This is a genomic window from Sporosarcina sp. Y352, from assembly GCF_056786535.1.
The window spans coordinates 1-13,643 of the sequence record NZ_JBXCJE010000019.1 but is presented as its reverse complement, the minus strand read 5'-3'; the positions used below and the strand labels follow the sequence as shown (position 1 = coordinate 13,643).

General features: G+C 42.5%; 9 protein-coding genes. All 9 read right to left on the bottom strand.

The window, feature by feature from the left end:
* Nucleotides 1-97: 97 nt before the first annotated feature.
* Entirely contained in the window at nucleotides 98-2,569 is a 2,472-nt protein-coding gene (locus tag AC1TO6_RS19660) for a beta-glucosidase family protein (RefSeq protein WP_482103299.1), read from the bottom strand.
* A 534-nt stretch (nucleotides 2,570-3,103) separates the two neighbouring features.
* Nucleotides 3,104-3,817 (bottom strand): hypothetical protein, encoded by a 714-nt coding sequence (locus tag AC1TO6_RS19655; protein ID WP_482103298.1) that lies wholly within the window; start codon nucleotides 3,815-3,817, stop codon nucleotides 3,104-3,106.
* A 67-nt stretch (nucleotides 3,818-3,884) separates the two neighbouring features.
* Nucleotides 3,885-4,706, bottom strand: a complete 822-nt coding sequence (locus AC1TO6_RS19650) for a S1 RNA-binding domain-containing protein (protein ID WP_482103297.1) — start codon at nucleotides 4,704-4,706, stop codon at nucleotides 3,885-3,887.
* Nucleotides 4,707-4,768: 62 nt separating this feature from the next.
* Nucleotides 4,769-6,424 (bottom strand): type IV secretory system conjugative DNA transfer family protein, encoded by a 1,656-nt coding sequence (locus tag AC1TO6_RS19645; protein ID WP_482103296.1) that lies wholly within the window; start codon nucleotides 6,422-6,424, stop codon nucleotides 4,769-4,771.
* 21 nt (nucleotides 6,425-6,445) lie between these two features.
* Nucleotides 6,446-6,859, bottom strand: a complete 414-nt coding sequence (locus AC1TO6_RS19640) for a hypothetical protein (RefSeq protein ID WP_482103295.1) — start codon at nucleotides 6,857-6,859, stop codon at nucleotides 6,446-6,448.
* 225 nt (nucleotides 6,860-7,084) lie between these two features.
* Nucleotides 7,085-8,062, bottom strand: coding sequence for an NAD(P)H-dependent flavin oxidoreductase (locus tag AC1TO6_RS19635; protein WP_482103294.1), 978 nt, complete (start codon nucleotides 8,060-8,062; stop codon nucleotides 7,085-7,087).
* A gap of 193 nt (nucleotides 8,063-8,255) precedes the next feature.
* The gene (locus tag AC1TO6_RS19630; protein ID WP_482103321.1) at nucleotides 8,256-8,762 is read right to left on the bottom strand and encodes a hypothetical protein; all 507 of its coding nucleotides are present in this window, start codon (nucleotides 8,760-8,762) and stop codon (nucleotides 8,256-8,258) included.
* 447 nt (nucleotides 8,763-9,209) lie between these two features.
* Nucleotides 9,210-10,478 carry a M20 family metallopeptidase gene (locus AC1TO6_RS19625; protein ID WP_482103320.1) on the bottom strand — a complete coding sequence of 423 codons (1,269 nt, stop codon included), beginning with the start codon at nucleotides 10,476-10,478 and terminating at the stop codon, nucleotides 9,210-9,212.
* Nucleotides 10,479-11,065: 587 nt separating this feature from the next.
* Nucleotides 11,066-12,883: a group II intron reverse transcriptase/maturase gene (ltrA, locus tag AC1TO6_RS19620; protein ID WP_482103293.1), complete on the bottom strand. Its 1,818-nt coding sequence runs from the start codon at nucleotides 12,881-12,883 to the stop codon at nucleotides 11,066-11,068.
* Nucleotides 12,884-13,643: the final 760 nt, after the last annotated feature.

The window sequence follows — 13,643 nt, the reverse complement described above, 5'->3', positions numbered from 1 at the left end:
TCATACCTTCGGGATGCCTGACGACCCCTACCGGGTCGCAGACGTCATCCCATGGGCAGGGGCCTACCGATTAGAGTCCCCCTTGCCATTTCTGTTGTCATTGGTTGTTGCCATTGTTACCATTGTTGTTGTCTTTATTGTTGCCATTGTTGCCTTTGTTGTTGTCCTTGTTGAGTTTGAAGTTCAACGGGATGTCTTTTTCCAACGGAGTGTCTGCCGAGGAACCACCGACATGCACGCGGTATTTTCCATCAACAGTAGCCCACTCGCCATCAGCCCAGTTCGCCAAGTTGTCCGGTTCTTCCGGAATGAAATAGGAGAACGGGTGGTTGGAGTCAGTCTGGTTAATGCGCACAGTCACGCGTTGACTCTCACCCGGCTCAAGGTCAACCTTCTCGAAGTTGACAAGACGCTTAGTTGGCTGCCCTGCCTCGTTCGGCAGTGTCAGGTAGACTTGTGCCGCTTCTTTGCCGGCAACGTCACCAGTATTCGTGATTGTGAAGGACACGTCAATACCGGACAACGAACCGTTGTTGCCGTTGCCTTCACCGCGGACTTTCTTCATCTTGAGGTCGTCATACTCGAAAGTCGTGTACGACAGGCCGTACCCGAATGAGAAGACCGGCTTCACATCGTTAGCCTCGTACCAGCGGTAGCCCATCTCAAGGCCTTCGGTGTACTGGGCGATTAGCTGGTCGGAACCGTCACCGTACGCGCCTGGGCCACCTGGCTTGCCAGTATCTTGACGCGTTCCAGGGAACTGCTCCTCAGTCGCGAAGGCAGCTTCACGCTCGGTCGCACCGAACGTCATAGGCAGCTTGCCGGAAGGATTGACTTTACCGTAGAGCAAGTTGGCCACGGCATTGCCATCCTCCATTCCCGGGTACCACGCCTGTAGGACTGCAGGGACCTCATCCAGCCATGGCATAAGCACCGTACCGGAGGTCTTCAGGACCACAGCGGTGTTCTCCGCATTGGCCTCTAGAACCGCGTCGATCAGCGGCTCCTGCTCCACCCAGTCCACTTGCTTACTTCGCGTGTCGAGATCGATAGCCGGGAAGCCGAGTGTCTGGCGGTCCACGGTCTCATGTGGGTTGTCACCGATCATGAGAAGCACGACATCGGACTCAGCGGCCAGCTTGGCAGCAGCCTCCGGATCACGGCCATCGTTGTACGTTACTTCAGTGTCGTAACCAAGCTCCTCGATGACGTTCTCTAGGCCCTCTTGCGGAGTGACCGTATAAGGGGTCACAACGTTCTCGTTGGTGTCCTTAGTGGAGCGCGGGGGCATCTTGGCCTCACCGGCGAACCACTCGACGCCGATCAGCGCGATCGACTTCGGCTCGCCGTCCAGTGGCAGGAAGTCGTCATTGTTCTTCAATAGTACGGACCCTTCCTCGGCCATCTGACGTGCGCTTGCGCCGTTGGCAATCGGATCGACGATCTCCGGCATGAACTTGTCGTAAGGCTCATCCATATGGCCGAACTCAATCATCTTGATATACCGCGGACGAAGTAGATTATCAATGTCGTCATCGGTCACCTGACCAGAGTCGAGGGCCTCTTGGATTTTCTCTTGAGTGTAGTACTGTGGTGCCCAGTCGAGCTCGACATTCATGCCCGCCTTGATGGCAGCTACCGTGTCGTGAACCGCGCGACGATCACTCATGACGTAACCGTCGAAGCCCCAGTTGTCCCGCAGGGCATCTTGGAGCAATTCAGAGCTGTCACAAGCATAGGTGCCGTTGACATCCGGGAACGAGCACATCACGGAGGCTGGGTCAGCATCCTTGACGGTCATCTCGAATGGCAGCATGTACAGCTCGTTCATGGCCTGTGAGGGAACCTGGACACCCATCGTCCATCGCTCGGTCTCCTGCTCGTTGCCGGCCAGGTGCTTGAGCTGGGCATGGACCCCTTGGTCCTGGATGCCCTTGACCTGCTCGGTCGCCAGGGTACCCGTCAAGTACGGGTCCTCACTAAAGTACTCATAGTTCCGGCCATTGTACGGGTGACGTACAAGGTTCATGCCTGGTCCGAGCAACACGTGATGCGCGAAGGCCCGTGTCTCCTCGCCGAGAATCCGGCCGGCCTCATAGTTCAACTCGCGGTCGAAAGTCCCGGCCATAGCCAGGGATGACGGCAGGCCAGTAGCTTCTGGGTCATTGCCACACGATCCGCCCTTCACGCCCGTACCACCGTTGGCCATGCGGATTGTGGGGATGCCCAGATCCTCGATCCCACGGATCTGCCGGCCAGTGTCCTGCCACTCACACCCAGGCAGGGTACCCTCGGGCGCGAATTCGCCGTTCTGGTACTTACTGCTACCATTCTTGTCGATGACGACCGTTTCACCAGTGTCATTCTCATTGAAGCGCGAGATAGCGGTCTGCTGAATCTTCTGTTCCATCGTCATCTCATCGAGAAGCAGCTCGGTGCGCTCCTCAGCAGAGAGCTGGGTGTTCATCCAGGGGCTAGCCCCTTCCGCGTTCATCGCATTAGCAGGAATTACTAATGTAGACATGAAAATCGTTGCTGTCAAAAAAATTAAATTAATTCGTTTTTTCATCTTATTTCTCCCTTATATCTATTTTTCTATTAGTATTGAAATAATTTCGTTTACTCCCTTACTAACTATATTAGTATACAGAAATACTATTACACTAGTATAATCGTTTGATTACAAAACAGTAACAAAAAACACGATATTAGTAACGCTCCCAAAGTCCCGAAAATATTCAAACGCTGTAGCAATCAATGATTCGCCAAATAAACAATCAAAATAAATAAATTTAAATGAGCATTATACTTCATTATTCTCAATATGCTGAAACAAGATGGAAGAACTTCTATTTATCAAATAAGTTATTATTACTATAACATTTGGAAATCCAATCGAAGGTGGCATGTAATGAATAAATACGTATTGACCCTTATTTTCATGTACGAACGGTAAAAGGCTTTGAATATGGATCAAATGGAAATAATATAAGCTATATTTCTGATTATACCGGCGTGCCATAGGTATGGGAGGTCAATCCAGGAGAATGATGGCCTTTTCAAGTCTCTTTTGCACAAAAAGGAAGCTAATTCTATGTTCCTCCTATACTTTTACTTCGCTTACAAACTCGGCGGATTCATCCAAGAAATAAAACAGCTTTTTACGGTCTTCATTATCATCCCGTAAATCTACATCTACAGCCACCCTAACTTTGAGAGTTTCGGCAGTTACCTTTAGTGGTTGTAAATGTCTAATTGATTCCGTAATAATGATTAGACGCTCGTTGAAATGTTTACCGCTCCACTTTAAATATATGAGCAAATCATTTATATCACCACGCAATACATATACATAGATTGGACTGCCCTGAAATTGGATCATCCCACTGAATGGTTCTTGTGTCGGTAATACTTTTGATTCTGGAAAATGTCGATGTAACTGAAAGAACAGAAGACGTTTCAAAACATCCTCTGTTTTGTATTCAACCCAATAATTACTTTCGTAACAGTCATTCAGCCCAGAAACGACTGCTCCGTTTATTCCCAGTGTAAAAATTGGTATGACCTGCTTGTTTCGATGGATCTCATGACGAACGATTTTCTTCTCTATTACCATTCGTTTGAGACGTTTCTTATCCAAAGAAAATAAACGGAAGAGTTGTACTCCCTCGATTAACCCTATTGCCGCAAGCGCCTCTAAAGCCTTCCGTTCTTTTGGTGATTCACCGTTGACGTAGATTGATCGCTTTATATTCGATGGGATACGTGTCCAGTGCAGCGACCAATCGTGTGATAAAGAATATAGACTAAGTGACATGACTATCTCCTTCTCTTATTAGAGTTTTTATAGGGTTACGTCAATCTTACGCAACCCCTGATAATTTTCATAGCACACGAGTAATACGGGTACGGATCTGTTCTTTCTGTGCATCTGTTTCCAATACACGGACAAGCACCCGATCACCCCTTTTAACGTTTTGAAACTTCAAGTGACGGGCCAAAGAATCCACACCGTCTTCCAAATTGATGAATACACCGTATTCACGTACACCGGAAACTGTGCCGACGTATTCATTACCTGACGAATATCGACCGATAGAACGAAGCCACGGGTTCTCTTGTGTCGCCTTTGCACTGACTGTCACCTTCTTCTCATCCTTATCTATTACCAAGACTTTAACTTTCAAATGATCACCTTGCTTGACCTCTTCTGTTAAATCATCAATCCAACCGTACCTGATTTCTTCAAGAGGGATCTTCACTTCTATTCCACCGATATCAGCACGGACAAGTGAGGGGCTGACATTACGAACCACAGCAATGATTTCATCGTCCACTTCGATTTTTTTGAGTGTAATGGTTGCCATGTGATCCAGAGCCGCAAGACGCGAGCCAGTGAACACTTCCGCCTCCCTGTCATAATTCAATACTTTGAACGCTATTGATTGCCCTGTCATAGCACGAAGCTGCCGAAGGTTGGTTGCTCCTGTAAACTCCAAGGGGATGAATCCACGAATGTTTCCAACACCTACAACGGCACATGGCTTATCAAGTAGCTTTTCAATTCCGATGATTGGAGCCTGGATGATCGAGTTATTTTGATGTGCGCCGTAGACCTGTTTCCAATCCTTATCAAAGTTATTTACCGCTTCCACTTTCGATGGGTCAAAACCTTCAATTAGAACTTGCATATTATTTTCAGCCATTTTAATATCTCTCCATTTCATTAGTATATTTTTTTCGAGACATTGAAACTCGTTTCATTTTGCTAATCCCAAAATCCGTCATTAGACTTCACTACATTGCTCGTATCTTTTATTTTTGTTTTTGTAACCGGTAACTGTGCATCCTTTGCTTTCAATTGTTGGACATCGGACTTCATCGGTTCTTTCAATTCCTTTTTGGGTTTAGGGACGTGTTTCATGTCAGCATCATGTTGTGTTTTATCAGGAGCTTCTTCAAAAGAATATAGCGCTTCAAGTTCGGGCTGGATAATTGTTTCAATTGCTGATTCAGACCCCTCTTGATTCGTCTGTCTAAGTTCAGCCACCTGTTCTTTTTTCATCTTCATTCGACTGTAAAGATGCTTGAGTAGCCTGTTCCCCTTCAACTTTTTAAAAGACGTTCCATCTTCCCATTCCCTCAGCTCCTTCCAATTACGGGGAACAAATTGACCTTTAGCTAACGCTGGCTTCTGCGGTGTACCGTCCTGCAGGAGTTTATGGACGTAGTTAAATTTCGGTATGCCGTCCATTAAATCTGTTGGATCGAAACGATACTCTTCATCTTCCGTGTCCCGGTACGAGTCAGGGAATAGTCGTGGCAATAGTATTCGATTCTTATATGTGCTTTGCCGCATGATGACTTTATCTTTGCCGAATTCATCTGCAAAGTCTTGAGCGTCCTGTGCGGATATACCGCCAAAACAGATTTTGTTTCGGCAAGATGTAAGAATCGCTTGTTTCATTGCTTTCGGACCAAGATTTCCTGATTCGATTTCAAGTTGACCAAGTGATTGGGTCGCAAAAATACCCGCTACCTTATATTCGGCAGCGAGTGATAAGAAGATCTCTACATCTGGATGAATATAGCGACTGTATTCATCTACAATCAAAAAATGGGGAATGCGTGTATCTTCAGTTCCCGGTCTCCTAAACGTTCCATTTTGCAAGTGCATGATCATGAATTGGCCGAAGGCGTCACCCGCTTTACGTAACTTACCAAGTGCCGTATTGACCGCAAGGACGCCGCCTTTTTCCAAATGTTCATCAATGTTCACATCACTTTTACCCGTCATGATTGTACGGAGCGCTTCGTTACTGACGATATTTTCAAGTTGGGCTCTTAATCCAATTACGAATTGCTGGTATTTCTCACGCATGCTTCCGAGTAATTCTGATTCAAAGAAATGGACCAAGTCAGTCATTCCATCTCGATGCTTCAGTTCCGACACCTTTTGCTGCAAGACATTTTGATCACGTAGCGTGTTCATTACATCGACAATATCCATGTTGTTGCCATGCAGTTCTTTTAGTAGCTTCGTGACGTTACGTGCCGATAGTTCCTGAACGGTTGCGAAGAAAGCATCCTGTTTTCCAAACAATCCTTTTAATACAACGACTGTTGCTTCCGCCACTGTATCTGTATCACCCTCCATTGGATTAAAGCTCGCAGAATTGGGTTTGTCAGGGTCTACGTGAATACACGGGATATCCATTTCTAAACACATTTCATTTACCATTGCCGCCACATCCCCTTTAGGCTCGACAACGGATATACCTAACGGAACACCTCGTTTCTTCTGTAGCAACAATTGATAAATCATAGGTTTCAATATGCTTGCCGTCTTACCACATCGAGTAGGGCCTACGGCAAGCATATGAGTGAAGCAATCACTCCCCTGCCATACGATGGGCATTCCCATCTGCATCACCTCCTCTCAATCTCATTTCTTTATCCAATCCCATTTGCCGAAGTACTCATGTATCTGGTCCATTTTGAACGGTGCACGATTATATTCTTCAAAGCTGAACAACGTCTGAATTGTTTTGGATATTTTAAATCTGAGTAATTCTAGGTGCTCTTTGTTCTGCTTTCTTATCATTAGTTGATTTGACTGTTCACCTTCTTTCCATAATAATTCAGGTAGCGTATTGGCATTGTGGGATATACGTTTCACCCAAAACCGCATATCCTTTTTGAAGTTTTGGGTATCCATTATCCTCAACAATTGGAGGGATGTTTCAAGGACGACAAAACCCAACTCGATTAATTCGGTTGGGCTTTGTTTTGATACATGGGCTTCGACTTCCGGGTAGATGTACAGCTTATTTCTACAGATTTTAGTTTTGAAAAACATACTTAAATTTCCCCCCTTCCGTAAAAAGACAATAAAAATAACACGTTTCATTCAATGGTTGAATGGAACGTGTTTTGTATCAAATAGATTATTTAAAATCTTACCCTTGTCCAAGTAAATCTACCCTATAGTTTAAGTACATTATTTCACAATTTTTCATTGTAAAAAAAGGTTTCCGAAGCAACCAGTACCGATTCAGTGATTAGGAATAAATATAGTTAAAAACTATCTGTGAGTTCGTTCTCCAATAATATTATCTATACGATTCAATCCTTTTTCTGCTGTTAACATCATCTCATCAAATAACTCCTGAACCGTTGGAATATCGTCGATTAGACCGATTACCTGTCCAACCCATCCGAAACCGTCTGTTTCAATTCCATCATAGATATACCTACAATTAGCTTTTCCACTAACTATATCTTGCAGGTCTTCATAGGTTGCGCCTTCCTTTTCACGTTCAATAATATTCAGAGTATATTCAGATTTCAACACTCGTCCCGGCGAGCCTAATGATCTCTTAATAATTACTGTATCCGTCTCTTTTGCATGAAGGATTGCCTGTTTGTATTTCTCATTTGCATGAACGCACTCTTGGGTAGCAATAAAGCGAGTACCCATTTCGATTCCTTCTGCTCCTAAAGCTAAAGCTGCTAACAAACCTCGTCCATCTCCAATGCCACCACTTGCTAATACTGGAATTGATACGGAATCGACCACACGAGGAGTAAGAACCATTGTGCCAATATCCTCACGTCCTAAATGTCCTCCGCCTTCTTGGCCAACTACCATTACCATATCAGCACCGAGTTCTTCCGCTTTTTGTGCTTGTCTAACACCTGCTACAAGAACAAGTGTTTTAATATTTTCTTCTTTAATTCGTTGGAAAATTGGTTGTGGATTAGCGCCAGTAATTGAAATTGCCGGTACTTTTTCCTCAATGGCAACTTCAAGTAGTTCTTTATAATGCCCGTCATGTCTTGCAATAGCAAAGTTTACGGCGAATGGCTTATCGGTAAGTGTGCGTACTTTACGAATTTCCTCTCGAAGTTTTTCAGGTGAACCAAGCGTTGCCGCAGTAATTTGTCCCAGTCCCCCTGCATTCGAGACCGCAGCAGCCAGTTCAGCATAAGCAAGATAAGCAAGTCCCCCTTGTACAATTGGATATTTAATTCCTAAAATCTCCGTTACTCGTGTTTTCAATATTTCTCCCACTCCTTTTCAGATGTTCTATTTTATATAATCAACACAAAAAATTATTAATCCTCTAACGTTTTATAATCTTTTGAGTTGATTGTATACCAAAAAAGAAAGACCTTATGTGCTATTCTGCTCGTTTGTTCAATAAGAAAAAGCTACCCTTACAGTAAATTAAGGATGCTTTATGAAACTCAACTTAATAGTTACACCAGAAAACAGTATTAGCTACTTGTTTGAAGTCGGATACTTTTATAAAATTCAGTAATATATCGGCATCTTTATTCCCAATATATTCATCCTTATCTACATTATAAAATTGAACTACCTCAACCATATAAATACCATTTCCGATATTAACTTTGTAATTGGAGCAATTTTCATTTGGTACTTTATCACTTTCAAATTGAGCCGCCATAGTTAGACAGTCATAGTCAACTAAGTATAATTTATTCTCAGTTACTTTAATATAACCTACAGCTTTCCTATAACAATTTCGAACTATTTCTTCCGTTCCAATTTGTACTTCTACTTTCCAAGAATGTTCTATTCCTTCATCCGTCATCTGAAACACCAAAATATCTCCTTTTTCCATTTCGTTAGAAAAATGTTGTAAGAGAATATCTAACTTCCAATCTTCATGCACAAATGATTTATATTTCTCTGCATTTACTACACCAATAAAATTAGTATCACCGGAATCCATTGAAAACTTCATATTTTCATCCCCACTTTTTTATTATATAGATAGAATTATAGCCTATCTATCAGAATCTTCCAACACTATCCTCTTTACGCTTTTCAAAATAGCTTTTGTTCAACGATTTAGGAACGCGAAATCTTAACTTGCTTAGCTACTTTACATTGACTTCGACTTTCGGGTAGATATACAGCTCACTTCTACAAATTTAGTTCAAAAAACCACTTTACGACTTCCTCCTTTCGTAAAAAGGCAATAAAAATAACACGTTTCATTCAATCGTTGAATGAAACGTGTTTTGTGAAATTATAAATAGAAATTTATTCAACAACTGAAATAGCAATATACATATATAGACTATATAATGCTAGACCTTATTAATACTAGTGGTTCTATCTTAACTTTATAATTCGTCAAAATCCTGACTATACATAAACTTTGGTGAAAATAAATTTAAATTGACCTAAGATACTGGACTGCCGTCTCAGCATATATCTCGGCAGATTCTACTAAGTTCTCCACTGAAACCTGCTCATCGTACCCATGGATAGTATGTTGCTGCCCCGGACCATAAAAGGCGGTATCAATGCCATGGCGCCGGAAGTGAGTGGCATCACTAGAACCAAGCGAGAGTACGCTGAAGACAGGTTGCTCCACTCCAAGGACACGCTGAATCCCCAATTCGATAGACCGCACAATTGGACGATTCTCTAGGGTCCAGTTCGGGTTATTATAGGGTACGATTGGCTCTATAACAGCACCTGGCGCTACAGCTTTGACAAGACTCTTGGCGACATTCTGTACAGTCTCGGTCTTCATACCGAATGGAACCCGGGTATCCACTTCAATGATGCACTTGTCTGCGATGACATTTACCTTTGTTCCGCCCTGGATTATACCTGGATGGTAAGAGGGACGATATAGTAATTGTGACATTAAAGGATGTCCTTGACCCTGAGACAGGAACCATTCAGTATTGTACAAAAGCTGACTAAGCTCTGCCGGAGGCGTTGCTTTGAGCTCCCATAGTTTAGCTAGTGCTTCGACTGCGGCTACCCCTCTTCGTATAGCGGAGATTCCAGAAAGCGGTTGTTGGCTGCCATGCCCGGTCTGACCTGGTATAGTCACCCGCATCCATGCCATGGCCTTTTCACCAACAACTGGATGGTGGGTGTGCGTTGGTTCGCCAATAAGACAAGCATCTCCCTTAATCAATCCTTGATCCAGGAGAGAGGCTACCTCAATACCGCCACTCTCTTCATCCGGAGAAGCAATTAATCCTAGGCTACCTTTCAAATTAAGAGTGGGGGCAAACTCCTGAAGCAGTCCAGCCACAAAGATCATTGATGCCAAGCCGCCCTTCATGTCGGAGGCTCCCCGACCCAAAAGCATACCTGATCTGACTTTTCCCGAAAAAGGGTCAAAGGTCCAACGTGAACGGTCGCCTGCCGGTACGACATCTGTATGTCCGCAAAATAGGAGTCGTGGTCCGGGTACCCTAGTTAAGGGAGCATCACAGACTACGGTAACTAGCGAATTTTCACTACTGCGGTGCTCGGTAATCAAAAACCCTTTTGCTGCTAGGTATCGGCTAATATGGGTTCCCATTTCTGCCGATTGCTTCTTAAAATCGGGCGATGGATTTTCGGATGGAATTCTAATAAATGAAGCAGCAAGTTCGACTAATTCCTGTTGCCTTGACCTAATCAGCTGCCGAATCATTCTGATACTCATATGAATATATTCCCTCCACATCCAGTAATAGTCACATTATTTCTTTACTATTCTATGTGATTTTCCTAGATCATATACTAGAGTTTTTTGAACAAAAGACCTATATAGGTAGCGTCTTGAAAATGTGCTTAAAGCTGTAAATCTAAATTTCCCTGTGCTATCCATTACAGATGGTTTTTTTATAAATTAAGGATACTTTTAAAAATTCAAATTAATAGCTACACTAGAAAATTGTATCAGCTAGTTCGGTCTCGTTTTGCTACATGGACTTCCGCTTCCGGGTAGATATACAGCTTATTTTTACAGATTTTAGTTTTGAAGAACACGTTTTGATTTCTCCCTTCCGTAAAAAGACAATAAAAATAACACGTTTCATTCAATCGCTGAATGGAACGTGTTTTGTGTCAAATAGATTATTTAAAATCTTACCTTTGTTATAGTGATAGGTAAGCTTTTGACGTTATCGCCGGCTTTTCCCCCACTTCACACCGTACGTGCGAGTTCCCCAGCATACGGCGCTCCAACTAATCCAATTCATTCAGTATTTTTATGTATATGCAAGATGAAATATAGAATCAGATTGCTTCGTTCAGACATTGCTCACGCAATTCATTGACCTTTTTTAGTTGCTTTTCATTTAACTTGAGTGCGTTTAAAAGCACCTTTATTTTCTCTCGATTTCTTATATGAATCAGACGATGAACAGGTTGGTATAATATCATTAAATTCCCGTATGAATCATCTTTTGTGAGATGGAATGGTGTCTTAGAATGACAATGCCAATCGCGCATTCCTAATTCAATTCCTGTAATGGCACATTTCCCGTATTGCGCAATAAATCGGCTAATCCGATTATCATTGTAGTCGATGGAACGACTTGGTATATATTGTTTCATCACATAAGCAAGTGTTTGTTTATTAATCGCCCGCAAACTTTGGTGGATTTTATTTCTACCTACGGTAGTGTAGTTACAGATTGATTGAGAAAAATTAAGATTCACCTTACAACGTTGGGCATGGATCGGGACAAGTATCATTCCTTTTATTTTATAAAGTTTACATTCATAACCCTTATACCGTTTCTGTAAGGTTTTTGTGAGTTCCTGAAACGTTGCTTCTTTCCTCATTTCGTTTAAACGATTGAATAACGCTTTATTAAGACGACCGCTCAGCTTATTTAAGTCTAATGTGATGTGCGATGCTGCGGAATAATAATTCTGTATGCCCATTATTACCGTATTGAATCGCCAAACATTTTCAGGTGATTGGTGTTTCTGAATTACCTTTATTGCTTGTTTAAGCTTTATCTGTACATTATCGAGTGACTTTTTGGTCATATGTGATCGTGCAACGTAAAGAGTTCTTTTATTCGTCTGCTTCCGATGTGCCTTAAGACGAAATCCTAAAAACTCTGATGAGTTTTTCTTTAAGTTGACCACTTTTGATTTTTCCTCACTAATTTCAAGGTGAAGCCTTGTTTGAAGAAAATCTTTCACTGCATAATGCATTTTTATCGCTTGCGCGCGAGTGCGACAAAGAATTTTAAAATCATCTGCGTATCTTACAATATAGCAGTGTTTCAAGTTCGATTTTTTCAATGCATTGTATCTGCCAGCATACGATTTATATGGTTTTCGTGTTTCTAGGCTTTCCCATTGTTTACTAACCCACCAATCTAATTCATCTAATACAATGTTAGATAACAGGGGCGATAATATACCCCCTTGGGGGGTGCCTTTGGTTGGGAATCCTTCCCCTATAATTTCAGCTTTTAGTAGACGCGAGATAATAGAGAGCAGTGCCTTATCACGAATACCAAGCGACCACATTTGTTTTAATAGTTTGGCATGATTTACATTGTCAAAGAACCCTTTAATATCGACGTCTACACAGTGATATAAACACGCCCGATTAATGAGCGTCTCGAACCTAGCTTTTGCATGATGTGTACTGCGATTCGGTCTAAAACCATAGCTATGTTTGTAAAACTTTGCTTCACAAATTGGCTCAAGCACTTGAAGAATACACTGTTGGAATAATCTATCCCAAATGGTCGGAATCCCTAATGGACGTGTTTTCCCATTTGCCTTCGGGATAAAAACCCGACGAACGGCTTTGGGTTTATAACGTTCAAACATTCGTTGAATCGTTGATACAACTTCCACTACGGACAATTGACTTATATCCTCAATCGTTAATTCATCATATCCAGCCGTTCTACTGCCGGTATTTCGTTTAATATTACGATAAGCTAATCGAATGTTTTCATCGGATTGCATTAAATCGAGTAATCCATAAAAATTTTGACCATCAGCACTTCGAGCGTATAAAGAATCAAAATGATATTGCATATCATAATACTCGTTGTGCCTCAGTTTCTTTCGTTTTAACAAGTCGGTGGCTCCTTCGGAGCTGAACCTCTATTAGTCTTACAGGAACCTTATTAATCGTTGAAGAACTGTCTTGCATGGTTGAATGAATCTTTTATTAGTCTAGTGGCTATCCCTCCACGTTCATTACACGCTTCAACGGTACTGTGCCACCACTTTCACTGATATGAAGAAAAGTTATGTAGTCGCTATTCTCACGCCTATTTTCCTTTCCAACGCTTCACCAGGAGTAAGCCCTCCACGTTATCAGCTTACAACGTTGAGTTATATCTATTATAGAACAAACTTAGGTGCTTCCTATGAGCCTGTTAGCATTACATGTGCCTGTAACACAAGATGGATTTTTATATAGTCGATTCTTACTCATCCACAGCTAACCCTACATTTAGTAGTAAATACATTTCTATATAATGTGCGTCTAGACCCGTACATTCAGAAGTTCGTCAGCAATACAGTATGTTATTGTATTTTACATTGCATCCTCACCATATCTGTTCAACCCAAGCACCATGATTTACACCACCCCCTCGGGTAGGCTTTCGTCAGCCGGACTGTTACGGTAAATTCTCGCGCCTATTAGCCGAGCTTATAACACGCTTTTTCTTACTAATCAGCGTGCTACTCGACGCAGGGGAAGCCTTTCAGAGCGTTACCTCCTCATTCGACTCCTCGATATAACCCTTCAATTTCCAGAAACCTGAAACTGCCTGACCTTTACCGAAATTGTGTGACCACATTTCATTTGAATCAGGAACGTTTCGCA